General features: G+C 71.9%; 15 protein-coding genes. 11 read left to right on the top strand and 4 right to left on the bottom strand.

Going from position 1 to position 14,120, the window contains the following annotated elements; translation table 11 throughout:
- The first annotated feature begins 19 nt into the window (after positions 1 to 19).
- Entirely contained in the window at positions 20 to 967 is a 948-nt protein-coding gene (locus R4Z63_RS00435) for a helix-turn-helix transcriptional regulator (RefSeq protein WP_037922616.1), read from the top strand.
- 73 nt (positions 968 to 1,040) lie between these two features.
- On the opposite strand, the gene R4Z63_RS00430 is transcribed toward R4Z63_RS00435, so the two are convergent.
- A complete protein-coding gene (locus R4Z63_RS00430; RefSeq protein WP_384454847.1) occupies positions 1,041 to 1,655 on the bottom strand; it encodes a YdeI/OmpD-associated family protein in 615 nt (204 codons plus the stop codon).
- Positions 1,656 to 2,028: 373 nt separating this feature from the next.
- Here R4Z63_RS00430 and R4Z63_RS00425 point away from each other — a divergent pair, with 373 nt between their 5' ends.
- The gene (locus R4Z63_RS00425) at positions 2,029 to 2,697 is read left to right on the top strand and encodes a glyoxalase (RefSeq protein ID WP_384454844.1); all 669 of its coding nucleotides are present in this window, start codon (positions 2,029 to 2,031) and stop codon (positions 2,695 to 2,697) included.
- Positions 2,698 to 2,717: 20 nt separating this feature from the next.
- Here R4Z63_RS00425 and R4Z63_RS00420 read toward each other — a convergent pair whose 3' ends face one another.
- Positions 2,718 to 3,203 carry a hypothetical protein gene (locus R4Z63_RS00420; protein ID WP_384454841.1) on the bottom strand — a complete coding sequence of 162 codons (486 nt, stop codon included), beginning with the start codon at positions 3,201 to 3,203 and terminating at the stop codon, positions 2,718 to 2,720.
- A gap of 94 nt (positions 3,204 to 3,297) precedes the next feature.
- Here R4Z63_RS00420 and R4Z63_RS00415 point away from each other — a divergent pair, with 94 nt between their 5' ends.
- The 3 genes from R4Z63_RS00415 to R4Z63_RS00405 all read left to right on the top strand — a co-directional run bounded on the left by R4Z63_RS00415 (position 3,298) and on the right by R4Z63_RS00405 (position 5,084).
- Positions 3,298 to 3,729 (top strand): GNAT family N-acetyltransferase, encoded by a 432-nt coding sequence (locus tag R4Z63_RS00415; protein ID WP_037922631.1) that lies wholly within the window; start codon positions 3,298 to 3,300, stop codon positions 3,727 to 3,729.
- A gap of 199 nt (positions 3,730 to 3,928) precedes the next feature.
- Complete coding sequence (locus tag R4Z63_RS00410) at positions 3,929 to 4,414, top strand: hypothetical protein (RefSeq protein WP_384454838.1); 486 nt, start codon at positions 3,929 to 3,931, stop codon at positions 4,412 to 4,414.
- Positions 4,415 to 4,676: 262 nt separating this feature from the next.
- A complete protein-coding gene (locus tag R4Z63_RS00405; protein WP_037922636.1) occupies positions 4,677 to 5,084 on the top strand; it encodes a PPOX class F420-dependent oxidoreductase in 408 nt (135 codons plus the stop codon).
- Positions 5,085 to 5,197: 113 nt separating this feature from the next.
- On the opposite strand, the gene R4Z63_RS00400 is transcribed toward R4Z63_RS00405, so the two are convergent.
- The gene (locus R4Z63_RS00400) at positions 5,198 to 6,427 is read right to left on the bottom strand and encodes a GNAT family N-acetyltransferase (RefSeq protein ID WP_384454878.1); all 1,230 of its coding nucleotides are present in this window, start codon (positions 6,425 to 6,427) and stop codon (positions 5,198 to 5,200) included.
- A gap of 97 nt (positions 6,428 to 6,524) precedes the next feature.
- A complete protein-coding gene (locus tag R4Z63_RS00395) occupies positions 6,525 to 7,904 on the bottom strand; it encodes an eCIS core domain-containing protein (RefSeq protein ID WP_384454875.1) in 1,380 nt (459 codons plus the stop codon).
- A gap of 428 nt (positions 7,905 to 8,332) precedes the next feature.
- Between R4Z63_RS00395 and R4Z63_RS00390 the strand changes: the two genes are divergently transcribed.
- From R4Z63_RS00390 to R4Z63_RS00365, 6 genes are all read left to right on the top strand, one after another.
- Complete coding sequence (locus tag R4Z63_RS00390; RefSeq protein WP_384454834.1) at positions 8,333 to 8,743, top strand: hypothetical protein; 411 nt, start codon at positions 8,333 to 8,335, stop codon at positions 8,741 to 8,743.
- A gap of 11 nt (positions 8,744 to 8,754) precedes the next feature.
- Positions 8,755 to 10,032 (top strand): PA0049 C-terminal domain-containing protein, encoded by a 1,278-nt coding sequence (locus tag R4Z63_RS00385; protein ID WP_384454831.1) that lies wholly within the window; start codon positions 8,755 to 8,757, stop codon positions 10,030 to 10,032.
- A 194-nt stretch (positions 10,033 to 10,226) separates the two neighbouring features.
- A complete protein-coding gene (locus R4Z63_RS00380; RefSeq protein ID WP_384454828.1) occupies positions 10,227 to 11,345 on the top strand; it encodes a mechanosensitive ion channel family protein in 1,119 nt (372 codons plus the stop codon).
- A 140-nt stretch (positions 11,346 to 11,485) separates the two neighbouring features.
- On the top strand, positions 11,486 to 12,049 hold the full coding sequence (locus R4Z63_RS00375) for a DUF4291 domain-containing protein (protein ID WP_384454825.1): 564 nt from the start codon (positions 11,486 to 11,488) through the stop codon (positions 12,047 to 12,049).
- A gap of 126 nt (positions 12,050 to 12,175) precedes the next feature.
- Positions 12,176 to 13,189 (top strand): SPFH domain-containing protein, encoded by a 1,014-nt coding sequence (locus R4Z63_RS00370; RefSeq protein ID WP_384454822.1) that lies wholly within the window; start codon positions 12,176 to 12,178, stop codon positions 13,187 to 13,189.
- A complete protein-coding gene (locus R4Z63_RS00365; protein WP_384454819.1) occupies positions 13,186 to 14,082 on the top strand; it encodes a hypothetical protein in 897 nt (298 codons plus the stop codon). Before R4Z63_RS00370 ends, R4Z63_RS00365 begins: the two co-directional genes overlap by 4 nt.
- Positions 14,083 to 14,120 lie beyond the last annotated feature (38 nt).

The following is a 14,120-nucleotide window of genomic DNA, read 5'->3' as shown; positions in this document are numbered from 1 at the left end:
TATGTGGGAGTTTTGTGGCGTGCGAACCGACCGGCTGGTGGCCATCCTCCTCATGCTGCAACGGCGCGAGCAGGTGACAGCGGCAGAGGTCGCCCGAGAGCTGGAGGTCTCCGAGCGCACCGCCCGCCGCGACCTCGACGCCCTGGCCATGGCCGGGGTGCCCGTCTACTCCACGCAAGGCCGGGGCGGCGGCTGGCGCCTGGTGGGCGGCGCCCGCACCGATCTGTCGGGATTGACCGCGAGCGAGGCCCGCGCCCTGTTCCTGGTCGCCGGACCGGCCTCGGCTGCGACGCCGGCCGTGAAAGCCGCACTGCGCAAACTCGTCCAGGCCCTGCCGGAACCCTTCCGCGCCCAGGCCGAGGCAGCAGCGTCATCCTTGGTCATGGACCCGCAACGATGGGGATCGAACCGGATTGAGCTCCGAGCGCCTCGGTTCCTCGACGGACTCCAGGACGCGGTGATCCGCGGCGTCCAGGTACAGCTCGGCTACGTCGACGGCAAAGGTGCCGAAACGAAGCGAACCGTCCACCCGCTGGGCATCGTCGCCAAAGGCCCGGCCTGGTACCTCGTCTGCCACACCGAGACGGGTCGGCGGACCTTCCGGATCGACCGCGTGTCGTCCGTTGACCCGACCGACGACCCTGTGCACCGGCCCGAGGACTTCGACCTCGCCGCAAGCTGGCGCGAGATCGCCGACGAGATCGAACGCAAACGAACGCCCTTCGAAGTCCAGGCCGTCTGCGCACCCCACGGCATCGGCATACTCCGGATCGGGTTCGGCGACAGGCTCGAAATAGGAGGCACTACGACCGACGGACGTATCGACGTCGTGATCCGCGGCTACGACGAGTACACCATCGCCGGCGAACTCGCCGGGCTGGTCGAATGGCTCGAAGTGATCGGCCCTCCGGCCGTGCGAGACCAACTGGTCTCGATCGGCAACGCGCTCGTCGAACGATACGGCTGACGCCGGCATGGGGCGCTCAGCCCACGTGCTGAGCATTCTCGACGAGCATGATGCGATTCCGCCGGACGCCCGGTCACGACGTCGGCGGGTCCGTCGGCCGGGCTCGCTGAGGGTGGATCGTCTCGTGCCGCGCCAGCATCGCCACGAACTCGGCGATCTTCCGGGTGCGCGTGTCGGCCCGCTTGACGGCATTGACCCGGGTGATGAGGGAGAAGCGGTTGGCCTTGGTGAGCACCTCGAACATCGCCTGCGCCGCTGGGTCGGCGGCGATCGCGGCTCGCAGGTCCGGCGGCACCTCCGCTTCCGACGGCGGCGCGTAGGCGGCCGTCCACCGCCCGTCGGCCTTCGCTGCGTCCACCGCGGCGCGGCCGGCGGGCAGCATCAGGCCGGCCGCCTCCAATCGGGCCACGTTGGCGACGTTGCGTTGGGACCAGACGCTGCGGGGCCGGCGCGGGGTGAACCGCCTCCAAGAGCTCTCCTCATCGCGCTTGCGGGCCTGCCCGTCGATCCAGCCGAAGCACAGTGCCTCGTCGACGGCCTGCTGCCAGGTCAGCGTGGTGACGGAGCCGCCCTTCCTGGTCAGGGCGAGCCACACGCCGGGAGAGGCGGTGTGGTTGTCCATCAGCCACGCGCGCAGCGCCGCGCTGTCGGCCACGATCAGCTCGTCACGTTCGGTTCCGGTCACCATCACAGGCTAGTGAGCTGGTCGTGAGTGGAGCGCACCGGGCCGCTGGACGCGAAGGAACAGCAGCAGCCGGAGCGGATCCATGCCGCCCGCGACCACCACCAGGCCGCGAAGTGGATGCGCCGGCCCGTGCGCCGAAACCCAACCGGCCCGGCCACGGCAGGCCCCTCGACTCGAAGTGCCAGCCGCCCGCCTCCCACTGTGACGTGGGCGAAACGGGCGGCCAGAGAGCACCTCGAACGCGACCAGGCCAGACCATGAAGAACAAGCTGAGGCGGCCGGATCTCCGACCGGTGACGTGCCCGCCACGCCGACCGGTGAGACCGGTCAGGAATGGAGAAGCCACGGCTGCCCCGCGGCGCCTAGCGTGAGGGACATGGCAACCACCACGCACACCCCGGTCCCCACGTCCCCCGCGTCCCTGGCGTCCGTCACCCTCGAAGTGGCCGACCTCGCGGCGGCCCGCCGCTTCTACGCGGCCTTCGGCGTCGAGCAGTACGTAGGCCTGCGGGCGTCCGCCGCGCCGTCCACCGGATTCCGCGGCTTCACCCTGGGGCTCACCGTGTCCGGCCCCGCCACCGTCGACGGCTTCGTCAAGGCCGCAGTGGACGCGGGCGCCACGGTGCTGAAGCCCGCCACGAAGTCCCTCTGGGGCTACGGCGGCGTCGTGCAGGCCCCTGACGGGACGATCTGGAAGATCGCGACTTCGGCTAAGAAGGACACTGGCCCCGACACCCGCCGGATCGACGAGGTCGTCCTGCTGATCGGCGTCGAAGACGTCAAGGCCACCAGGCAGTTCTACGTCGGACACGGCCTGACCGTGGCCAAGAGCTTCGGCGGCAAGTACGCCGAGTTCGCCGCCGGCCGGTCCGGCCCGGTCAAGCTCGCGCTGTACAAGCGCCGCGCCCTGGCCAAGGACCTCGGGGTCCCGGCCGACGGCACGGGCTCCCACCGCGTCGTCCTCGGCGGTACCCCCGAGGCGTTCACCGACCCGGACGGTTTCGTCTGGGAGGTTCCGGACCCGTCCGCCCCCGCGCAGCCCTGACCGCCGGCCCCCCTGCCCGGTCAGGCCGCGCGCGGCACCACGCGCGCGTTGTCGACGTACAGGCACAGGGCGCCGTCCTCGGGGCACCGCAGACCGACCGAGATGCTCCGCAGCGTTCCCTCCGCGGTGAAGGCGAGCGCAACCGCGACCTGGAACACGTCGTGGCCGGCGGGGCACTGCGGCAGGTCCGCCGGTGCGTGGCCCGGGCCCGGCGAGGCGGTCGGCAGCGGTGCCGCCGTGGGTTCGAGCCGCCACGGGTAGGCGCTCGGATGCACGCCCCCGTCCGCAATGCCGAGCGGTATGCAGCAGCCCACGCAGAAGCATTCGCCCGCGGCGACCTCGAACTCGCGTTCCTCGCCACCGCACGGCACGCACCTGGCGAGCAGGGCCTCCACGCGCCCGCCCGGCTCCGTGCGGGCGGCACGGCGCACCAGGAGCAGTGCGTCCCCGGGCCCGGCGCAAGACTCACCCGCCGTTCCGTACATCCATGCGGTTCCATGATCCATAACGTGGATCCTCGCACGCCGGTTCCGCGCGGTGATCATGCGGAGGGTCGAAAACCAGCGGTGGAGGGGTGGCCGGAACTGCTTGGATGCGGCCATGACCACTGACCTTCCCGCCGAGTACGAGATATCCGCCGACACCTCGCGGATCGATGCCGCCCTGGTCCACCGATGGCTGTCGCAGGACGCGTACTGGGCACGCGACCGGTCCCGGGAGAAGCAGGACCGGGCCATCGCGGGCTCCCTGAACTTCGGCGTCTACGAGCGGGCTTCCGGCCGGCAGGTCGGCTATGCCCGCGTGGTGACCGACAAGGCCGACTTCGCGTGGCTGTGCGACGTGTACATCTCGCCCCAGGCGCGCGGCAAGGGGCTGGGCACCGCACTGGTCGGGGCGGTGCGCGAACACCTCGCCCCGTACGGCCTGCGCCGCGTCCTGCTGGCCACGGCGGACGCGCACGAGGTCTACGCCAGGAGCGGCTTCACCCCGTTGGACGTTCCCGAGCAGTGGATGGTGCTGAGCCGTCCGTGAGCCGCCGGGGCAACGGTGATCCGCCGCCTCGGCGCCACCGTCCGCCCGGGAACATCCGTCCACTTGGTCCTCCACCGCGGTGCCTTCCCCCATGTGATCGACGTCCGACGCCGCCCGGCGGGTTCGCCGCGGGTGGACGGGTGAGAGATCATGGCGTGGTGCGGTGCGGTTCGGCTCGGGTGTGAAGGAAAGACGGTCTGTGCGGGAGGCGAAGTTCGTCACGGTCGCGGAGCTGGTCGCGGCGGCGGCGCAGGGAGAGAGCGGCGCGCTGTGGCGGCTGGAGGTGGCCGACCGGCAGCTGGACGCGAACCTGGTGCGCCACCTGCCCGGAACCGGCGGGTCGGCGTATGTCGAGGACGAAGTCGACGTGATGCTGGTCGTCGTCGCGGGCGACGGCACCCTCACCCTGGACGGCACCACGTCCCGGCTGGTTCCCGGATTCCTGGGACTGCTGCCGAGGGGAGCGTCCCGGGCGCTGCTGGCCGGCTCCGAGGGGCTGCTCGTGCTCACCGTCCACCGCAGACGGCGCGGCATGAGCATCGGACGATCCACCCCCGGGGTCGCGCCCGAACCGTGCGCGCTGCACCTGGTCTGCGAGCGGTGCCACCGGCACGCCATCGAGGCGGACGCCCGCTACTGCAGTGGTTGCGGCACGGCGCTGCCGGACCGCCGCGAGGCCCGCTAGTGCGATGTTCGTCCATCCGGGCCGGGGGAGCACCCGCACCCGCAGATCTGACCCGCCCGCCGCGAAGTCGCGACCGCCTTCTCCGGCTGCGGTGCGACGTCGAAGCGCTCCCCCGCACGTGACCTGACCGGACATGACACGGCAGGGCAAGCCGTGCCGTCACACTGAGTGCCGCCGTCACGGGACTATGGTGACCCAGGGTCAGATGTTGTCGGGTTCCGTGCCACGCGCACGGAACGCCCTTCCGGAAAGGCTTGCGCCCGTGTCTGCTGCACTCTCCGATGATCTGAAGCGCATCATCGATGATTCCCCCATGTTCGCGACGGTGGCGACCATCCAGCCCGACGGCAGCCCGCAACTGTCCGTGACCTGGCTCATGCGCGACGGCGACGACCTGCTCATCTCCACGACCGAGGGGCGCAGGAAGGAGCAGAACCTGCGCCGTGACCCGCGTATCACCGTGATGATCAACCCGCCCGACGCGCCCTACACCTACGCCGAGGTGCGCGGCACCGCCGAGCTGACCACGCAAGGCGGTCAGGAGCTGATCAACGAGCTCTCGCGCAAGTACACCGGCAAGGACTACCGGGACTTCAACCCCGCCTCCGTCGACGACGCCACGCGCGTCGTGGTCCGGGTCGTCCCCCGCAAGGTCGTCGGCTCCATCTAGCCGGCAGGCTCCGCGGACGCCCCGGGCCGGGATGGCCCGGGACGGCACGCCCGCCTCGGCGACCCGGCGCCACGCCCTCAGGGCTTCCCTGGGCGAGCGCCGGCCGTTCACCACTAGTACGGCAGGTAGTAGCTGAGCACGTCGGCGGTGAGCGGCGGGAACAGCGCCTGGAACAGCTCCTCGTCCGCGGCGTAGACGTCGGGGCGGATCCGGCTCAGGCCTTCGATGCCGTGCGGTCCGAAGAGCAGGGCGGCCAGATGGTCGGGGGCGACCCCCGCGCCGCCCACCGCTCCAGGCGACTGCATTGCGCTGCCAGTGACGACCTCTCCGAGTCCGTCCTCGAGAACGGGAATCCGGTAGTGGGCGCCGAAGGTGGAGACGACGATGTCCCGGCCGGTGTGGTCGATCCCGGCGGTGGCCAGGCGCTGCCGAAACAGCGGGCGCAGCCGGTCGAGCAGCGCCGCGACATCGGGGACGCGGATGTAGTACTGCTCCGCGCTCCGGCGCGGTTCGGGTTCGATGAACTCCCGCCAGGCGCCGTCCGTCACGGTGCCTGCCCGATGGACGATCCGCACCGGGCCGCCGGGTGCCAGGGCGGCGACACCGCTCAGGAGGCTCCGTGCAGCGGACTCGTCGCGTGCCGCGGCCTCGGCCAGGAGGATCCCTTCGCCGGCGGACGTGGTGCGCCCGGTGGCGATGACCGCGCCGTCCTCCTCCAGGACCCGCAGGCTGCTCGACTCGTGGTCGAGGAGCCATCGCCAGCACGCCGCGGAGTGGGGCACGGCCACGTCGAAGCCGCGCTGGGCCGAGGCCTGCAGAGCGGCCATGGAGGCGATGTCGGAGGGCCGTGCGGCGCGCAGCGTGGCCCGGCCGTCGCCCGCTGGCACGGTGTTCACGCGGAGCGCCTGCGGTACGTCGATGGCGTACTCGTAGCCGAACCGCCGGTAGAAGTAGGGGATGCCGATCATCACCTGGACGAGGTGACCGCGGGCGGCGGAACGCTCGTGGGCCCAACGCATGAGCGACCTGACGAGCCCGCGCCCCTCGTACGCGCTATCGGTGGCGACCAGCTCCACCTGACCGGCGGGAAGACGGATCCCTCCGATGCGCACCTCCTCGTCCAGGAGCGTCGCGGTGGACACCACCCGGTCGCCGTCGACGACCACGGCACAGGCGGACCAGCCCGCGTCGGGATCGGTGACGACCAGCCGGTGGTCGACGGCGTCGTCCGGATCGCCGCGCTCGGACAGGAGCGCACCGATCCGGTCGAGATCCGCGGGCCGGGCCTCGCGCAGGACGAGGCCGTCGGCCAGCGGAACAGCTACGGAGGCATTTTTGATCATGGTCACGGTCAGACAGTGGCACCGCCGGCCCGTCCCGTCCAACGGGTTTCGCGCGGCCCGGCGGCGACCGGGGGTACGTGGACCGCAGGACGGCTTCTCAGACGGCCAGTTCCTGCGGGACCGCCGCGCCGGGCAGTTCCCGTCCGGACCTGTTCTTCACGAGTTCGACGTTCTCGACGAACAGCTGGAAGAGCAGCTGGCTCGCGCCGAGCTCCCGGCCGTTCTTGCCGTTGTTCCCCTGCGCGATTCCCAGGCTGTACGGTTCCTTGTCTTCGGCCTTCACCCCGATGTACCCGCCCAGGGTGCCCTCGTTCGCGTTCGCGTTCTGGTAGGCCCCGCCGCTTTCGTTCGCCTTGCGGATCAGGTCGTTCTTGTAACCGGGGCCGAGCGCCATATGGCGCTGGTCGAAGAGGAGTTCGTGGGCGCCAGGTTTCAGGGTGAACTTCAGCTGGACCGCGTAGGGTTCACCCTGGGTGTCGTAGTATCCGTCGGCCTGACCCTGGTCGCCGAGATGGGCCCCGATCGTCATCCCGGTGTAGCCCCTCTGCCGGAACTCCTTCGCCGTGCCCTCACCGCCGGCTATGTACGTCGTCATCTCGTTGCGCGCGCTTTCGTTACCCCAGTAGTCCAGGGCGCTCTTCGCCTCGTCGAAGCTCATGGAACGGTACAGCTCCATCCGCCCGGAGCCTTCCGGCATTGCGGCCAGAGCGTCCAGGAGCTTGGGGCCGACGGTGGCGATGACCTCATCGATCTTGCGCGGAGGCTTGCTGGCCTTGAACCCCTTCGCGCTCTTCTTGGATGCGGCGATCTGCGCGGACTTCGCCTTGGCGGCCGAGCTGCTGGATCCGCCCATTCCCGCCTTGCCCTCCCAGTACTCGACCGTCAACCGTTCCTGGGGGTCCTCGACGCGCTGCACCGCGGGGCGGGAACCGGCTGAGGCTGTCGGTGCCGCTTGGCGCTGGACGTCCGTGGCGGCCCGGTGGCCGGGTGTCATGACCCGGCTCGCGTTCGCCTCCGCCTCACGCTCGAACCGGTCCGACGGGTCGGAGACCTTCAGGCCCGCACCGTTGTCGGTTCCCGCGACCGGCCCCCGGCGCTGCTGGATGACGTGGGTGAGTTCGTGGGCGAGGGTGTGCTGGTCGCCGCCGCCGGCGCCGATGACGACATGGCTGCCCGAGGTGTAGGCACGGGCACCGACTTCGGCCGCCGAGGCCTTGGCGGCGCCGTTGTCATGGATGCGTACGTCGGAGAAGTCCGCGCCGAGCCGGGCCTCCATGTCGGCGCGGGTGGCATCGTCCAGGGGGCGTCCCGGAGCGCGCAGGACGTCGTGAACGGCGGACCGCTGCACGGCGTGCCGTTCGGGCTGCTGGTGTCCGCATCCGGCAGTGTGCCGGTGCTCCTCCTGGTCCCGGTCGGCGGCGGCCCGTCGGAGCATCTGCACGACTGCGGCGTTGCCCGCGCTCGCCTGCAGTCCCATCAGCCCCGCGGGCGCCGCGGGCGCCGGCTGAGGGGCCGCGGAACGGCGGGAGGACAGCAGCGATGGGTCGTCGGTCTTCCGTGCCGTTCGGGAGTGCCTGGGACTCACGCGATCGCCTTCTCATACGTCGGGGAAACCGCGTCGCGCGGTTGCCGGGCCACACCCCTCAAGGACGGCCACGCGTCGCGACCAGGGGTTCTGAAGCATTATCAGCTGATGTCCCGACGTGAAGCCATGGATCGCGGCCGGGTGCCGGCTCTCTGCCCGGACGTGCACCGGTCCGTGCAGCAGAGGTGCCCTTTCAGGCAGACCCGCCGGGCCCGGACCGGTCCGTACCTGCCGTGGCGCACGCCTCCCCGCTCTCCTGCGGACACGGCGGTGCGCCCGCCCACGAGCCGCCCCCGCCGCAGTCGGCGGAAGGCTCCATCGTGGTGCCCTACGCCATTCCCTTCATGGCGGGCCCGGGGGCCATCACCTCGGCGATCACCATTGCTTCGACAGGGGACGGCTGGTCGGGTCCGATCGCCGCCCTGATCGCCGTCGGCATCACCGTGGCCCTGGTTCCGGTGGGGCATCTGCTGCTGGCCGACCGGATGAACATGTCGGCCCAGTCCATGGCCATCATGACCCGGTCGGCGGCCTGTTCGTGGCCACCATCGGCATCCAGCTCATGCTCGGCGGGCTCACGACCTACTTCGGCATCGGCTGAGCCGTCACCCCTGCGGGCTGTCGCGGGGCGGCGGGGCATCCCCGCCTCCGATCGCCTCGACGCGCGCGGCCCGGCCGGGGAACGCCCGCCGCGGCCAGTGCGTCTGGTGAGGGTCGAAGTCGCTATGTAATGTCACATCGTATGACGCTCTTACGTCGCGCGGCATCGGCCGCCGCCCTCCTCCTCACCGTCCTCCCGGTCACGCTCGCCGCGCCCGCACCCGCTGCCGCCGCCGGCACGTCCGCCTGCCGCCCCCCGGCCTCCGGTCCGCTCGACGCCGAGCAGTCCCGGCTCGCGGACAGCCGTACCACGGCCCTCATCGAGCGAGCCGGCTTCGCTGACTTCGTACGGAGGTTCCCCGCTGCCCTGTGCACGGCCCGCGGTCGCGCCGAGTCCGAACGGCTCCTCGACTCCTGGGGCCAGGCCCTCTGGCAGGCCTCGGTACGGCGGGCCCAGGGGCAGCGTCCCGGAGGCGACCTCGCCCCCGGGGACGACCGGCCGCTGTACTGGGCGCGGCTCGCGATGACCGCGGCGCTCGCCCGCTGGCAGCCGGAGTTCACCGTCGACAAGGCGGCCCTGCGCGCCCGCTTCGAAGACGCCTCCCGGGGCCTCGTCGGCAACGCCTTCAGGACGGCACCCGGCGTACGGAGGATCTTCATCAGTGGATTCGACCCCTTCGGGCTCGATGCGGAGATCCGCCGCGCCAACCCGTCGGGATCGGCCGCCCTCCAGCTGAACGGACGGCGCGTCATTCTCGCCGACGGCACCCCGGCCGAGATCCGCGCCGTCGTCCTGCCCGTGCGGTACGCCGACTTCGACGCCGGCATGGTGGAGCGGGCCTTCACCCCGCAGCTGACCGAGGGCCCCGCCCAGGCCGACATCATCACCACCGTCAGCCAGGGCTACCCCGGCATCTTCACCCTGGAGGACTGGGCGGGACGCGCCAGGTCCGCCGACCCGTACCCGGACAACGCGCGGGCCCTCTCCGGCGGCACCCGGGAGCGTCCGGTGACGGCCCCCGGCCTCGGCCCGGGGCCCGAGTTCATCCGCACCACGCTGCCCGCCGAAGCGGTGACCGCGGCCGTGCAGACCCCCTACCCGGTCCTCCTCAACAGCGACGTGACCGAGATCCCCGCGGGCGGCACGGCCCCCGTCGACCGGACCGACGGCCCCACGCCCGGCTCACGCGCCGTCGCGGGCGGCGGGGGCGGCTACCTGTCCAACGAGGTCGCCTACCGCTCCAACCGGCTGCGCGCCGGACTCGCCCCGCACCTGCCCGGCGGCCACCTCCACACCCCCGTGCTCACCGGCCTGCCGACCGACCCCCGGCTGCTGACCAGCCCCGAGTTCGAACGCAACGAGAGCGCGATCACCGCGGAGGTCCGCGCGGTCCTCGAACAGGCGGCCGTGCGAGGGTAGTCGTGGCCCCGCCTGCGGTGCGTCACCCCGTCATGGGGCAGGATGGCAGCCCGTTCCGGATGCGTACACACGCCCGAAGACGGCCTACGCCACGACGAACTGACAGGTGACAAGGTGACGACACGCCTCCTACGACGTCCGGCGGTGTCCGCCGGCGCAACCCCCGGCCGGCGGCGCGCAGCCGGGGAGGCCCGTTGAACCGGGATCTCCTCCTGCACGACTGGCTGGCGGCGGGCATCGCCCTGGCGGCGGGCGCCGCGGCCGGACTGCTGCTGCGCGCCCTGCTGCGCTGGCTGGGGAGGCACGCCGAGCGCACCCGCTGGCGCGGCGACGACATCATCGTCGATGCGCTGCGCACCATCGCGCCGGGCGCCGCGGTGATCGCGGGCGCCGCCGTGGCCGCCACCACCCTGCCGCTCACCGCGCGCGTCTCGGGGTTCGTGAACCAGAGCCTGACCGCGCTGCTCATCCTCATCGCCACGCTCAGCACGGCGCGGGTCGTCGCGGGCCTGGTCCAGTCGGTGGCGGGGGCGCGTACCGGGGTGGCCGCCTCGGCGTCCATCTTCGTCAACATCACCCGCATCGTGGTCCTCGTGATGGGCCTCCTCGTCGCCCTGGAAACCCTCGGCGTGTCCATCGCACCCCTGGTCACCGCCCTCGGCGTGGGCGGTCTGGCGGTCGCCCTGGCGCTCCAGGACACCCTCGCCAACCTCTTCGCAGGCGTCCACATCCTCGCCTCGAAGACCGTCCAGCCGGGCGACTACATCCGGCTCACCAGCGGCGAGGAGGGCTATGTCGTCGACATCAACTGGCGCAACACCGTGGTGCGGAACCTGTCGAACAACCTGGTCATCATCCCCAACGGTCGCCTCGCGCGGACGAACATGACCAACTTCACCCAGCCGGAACAGCGATTCTCGATCCTGGTCCAGGTGGGCGTGGGCTACGAGAGCGACCTGGAGCACGTCGAGCGGGTGACCCTCGACGTCGTCGACGGCGTGATGGCCGACATCAACGGCGCGGTCCCCGACCACGAGGGTGCCGTCCGCTTCCACACGTTCGCGGACTCACGCATCAACTTCACCGTCATCCTGGGTGTCGGCGAGTTCAGCGACCAGTACCGGATCAAACACGAGTTCATCAAGCGCCTGCACCGGCGCTTCCGTGCCGAGGGCATCTCGATCCCGGCTCCGACGCACACCGTCGCCCTTCAGCACGACGGGCTCCCGGCGCCGATCCCGCACGCGGCCGTTCCCCACCAGCGCGCGTCCTCCCCGCCGACCCCCACGGAACTGACGGACGCGCGCACCTGACACCATGTCCGGGCCTCCGGGCCTCCGGGCCCGCCGCCCCCGCTCGCCCGCCGGGTGCGCGGGGGCTTCCCGACGGGGGCCGGGTGGTGGCCGCCGAATGTGGATTGCCAGGGAAGCGGCGGTTCGGCAGGGTACGTCGCATGGCATCCCTCTACCAGATCCGCGCCGACTTTGATGCCCGCACGATCGTGGTCTACCAGGCGTACGGTCCCGCCATCGCCGACGCGGCGCTGCGGGCGGGTCGCTTCGCCGCACCGTTCTCCTTCCACAGGATGACGTGGATCAAGCCGTCGTTCCTGTTGCCGATGCACCGCAGCAACTGGGCCGGCAAGCCCGGCCAGGAGCGCGTTCTCGGGGTGCGGATGACCCGGCAGGGCTGGGAGGAGGCCCTGTCCCGGGCCGTACTCACGACGGCGGAGCCAACGGCCCTGGCCCGGGCGGCGGTACACGTCCAGTGGGACCCGGAGCGCTCCTCCCGCGGAGCGGCACTCAACCACTACAGCATCCAGGTGGGCATCGGCCGCCACCTGATCCGTACGTTCAACGACGAATGGATCGTCGGCATCACCGACTGCACGCCCGCCGTCCGCAAAGCCGCGGCCCTGATCCGAAGCGGGCAGGCGGACAAGGCCCGGCGGCTGCTTCCCCCGGAGCGCGGCTACCCGCTGCCGCGGGCACTGGAGGGCATCTGTCCGAAGGGGTGACGGCAGCCCTGCCGCTGCCGACGGGGGCGGCAGGCCCCGGCCGGCATCGCCGCCCCTTTCTCGTCCCCTTGACGATATGAGGCGGCTCCTCTTATCGTCGCAGTGACGACATTGAGGGGGTTCTCCATGGCCGACATCACCCGGCGCTTCGGCTGGCGGCACCTGCGCTCCGCGCCCACCGCCCACATCCGCCACCACAGGCGCGGCCGGATCGTGCACGACGGACGGGGGCTCAGCTTCTGGTTCCGGGCTCTCTCGGCCGCGCTCTCCGAAGTGCCGGTCGACGACCGCGAGCTGGCCATGGCCTTCCACGCCCGCACGTCCGACTTCCAGGACGTCGCCGTGCAGGCCACCGTCACCTATCGGATCAGCGACCCGGCCGAAGCCGCGGAACGACTCGACTTCTCCCTCGACCCGGACACCGGGAGCTGGCGCGGGGCCCCCTTGGAGCAGATCGCCACGCTGCTCACCGAGACCGCGCAGCAGCACGCGCTGGACGTACTGGCCCGGACTTCGCTGGCCGTCGCCCTGGTGGACGGCGTCGCCTCGGTGCGGGCGAGCGTCACCGCGGGTCTCGCCGACGAGCCCAGGCTCCCCGCCACCGGCATCGATGTGGTGGCCGTCCGGGTCGTGGCGATCCGCCCCGAGGCCGAGGTGGAGCGCGCCCTGCGCACCCCGGCCCGCGAGCAGATCCAGCAGGAAGCGGACCGGGCCACCTACGAACGGCGGGCCGTAGCCGTCGAGCGGGAGCGCGCCATCGCCGAGAACGAGCTGGCCAGCCAGATCGAACTGGCCCGGCGCGAGGAGCAGCTGATCGACCAGCGCGGCACCAACACCCGCCGCGAGGCCGAGGAGAAGGCGGCTGCCGACGGCATCCGCACCGAGACCGAGGCGGCCCGCAAGGTCCGCCTGGCCCGCGCGGACGCCGAGGCGGAGCGCGAGACCGGCGCGGCCCGCGCCGAGGCCCAGGCCGCCTGGCTGCGGGTGCACGGCGAGGTCGACCAGGCCACGCTGCACGCCCTGGCGGCGACCAGGCTGGCGGAGAACCTGCCGCGGATCGACAGCATCACACTCTCGCCCGACGTCCTCACCGGGCTCCTCGGCAGGCTCGGGCGTCCGGAAGGAGGTTCGGGCGCGTGAGCCTGGCCCCGCGGGCGGTGATCGTGCACCGCAGGACCGAGTACGAGGAACTGCTCGCCCGGCACGGGACGCACGGGCAGGCCGCGTTCGCCCTCTCCAGCCGGGGCCGCACGATCGACGAGGTGCTCCGCCGCCACGACCGCGTACAACAGGCACTGCGGGAGGTGGCCGCCGCCGTGCCGCTCACCTGGCGCAGCTCCCGCGTGGAGCGGGCGGACCTGGACCGGTTCCTGTTCGCCCCGGAGGACGTGGTGGTCGTGGTCGGCCAGGACGGCCTCGTCGCCAACACCGCGAAGTACCTGCACGGACAGCCGGTGGTCGGCATCGACACCGAACCGGGACGCAACCCGGGGGTCCTGGTCCGCCACCGCAGCTCCGACGCACCCGCACTGCTGCGCGCGGCGTCCGCCGGGATCCCGGCGGACGAGCTGACCATGGTCGAGGCCGTCGCCGACGACACCCAGCGCCTCCTCGCCCTCAACGAGATCTACCTGGGCTCGCCGGGCCACCAGACGGCACGCTACCGCCTCGGCTCCGACGGCGACACGAGCCCGGGGGAGGCCCAGGCGTCCTCCGGGGTGCTGGTGGGCACCGGTACCGGTGCCACCGGCTGGCTGCGCTCACTCTGGCTGGAGCGCGGCAGCCGACTGCGCCTGCCCGCACCCTGCGACCCGCGGCTCCTGTGGTTCGTCCGGGAGGCATGGCCCTCTCCCGCCACCGGAACGACGAACGTCGCCGGTGAGCTGGTGCGGGGACAGGCACTGCGGCTGACCGTGGAGTCGGACCGGATCGTGGTGTTCGGCGACGGCATGGAGAGCGACGCCCTGGAGCTGACCTGGGGCCAGAGCGTCCGGCTGGGCATCGCGGAAACATCGCTGCGCCTGGTGACCTGAGCACCCCGCCGGCCGCAGCCAGGGCGCCGGGGCTCGGG

Source organism: Streptomyces sp. PL-29, from assembly GCF_058344425.1.
The sequence above is the reverse complement of the archived record's forward strand: the minus strand, read 5'-3'. Positions and strand labels throughout refer to the sequence as shown.

Excerpts from the sequence above, each read along its gene's own strand:
- R4Z63_RS00400 (WP_384454878.1), bottom strand. The coding sequence starts at position 6,427 with ATGATCAAAAATGCCTCCGTAGCTGTTCCGCTGGCCGACGGCCTCGTC.
- R4Z63_RS00385 (WP_384454831.1), top strand. The coding sequence starts at position 8,755 with ATGACGCTCTTACGTCGCGCGGCATCGGCCGCCGCCCTCCTCCTCACC.
- R4Z63_RS00430 (WP_384454847.1), bottom strand. The coding sequence starts at position 1,655 with ATGGTGACCGGAACCGAACGTGACGAGCTGATCGTGGCCGACAGCGCG.
- R4Z63_RS00415 (WP_037922631.1), top strand. The coding sequence starts at position 3,298 with ATGACCACTGACCTTCCCGCCGAGTACGAGATATCCGCCGACACCTCG.
- R4Z63_RS00375 (WP_384454825.1), top strand. The coding sequence starts at position 11,486 with ATGGCATCCCTCTACCAGATCCGCGCCGACTTTGATGCCCGCACGATC.
- R4Z63_RS00425 (WP_384454844.1), top strand. The coding sequence starts at position 2,029 with ATGGCAACCACCACGCACACCCCGGTCCCCACGTCCCCCGCGTCCCTG.
- R4Z63_RS00395 (WP_384454875.1), bottom strand. The coding sequence starts at position 7,904 with ATGGGACTGCAGGCGAGCGCGGGCAACGCCGCAGTCGTGCAGATGCTC.
- R4Z63_RS00420 (WP_384454841.1), bottom strand. The coding sequence starts at position 3,203 with ATGGATCATGGAACCGCATGGATGTACGGAACGGCGGGTGAGTCTTGC.
- R4Z63_RS00370 (WP_384454822.1), top strand. The coding sequence starts at position 12,176 with ATGGCCGACATCACCCGGCGCTTCGGCTGGCGGCACCTGCGCTCCGCG.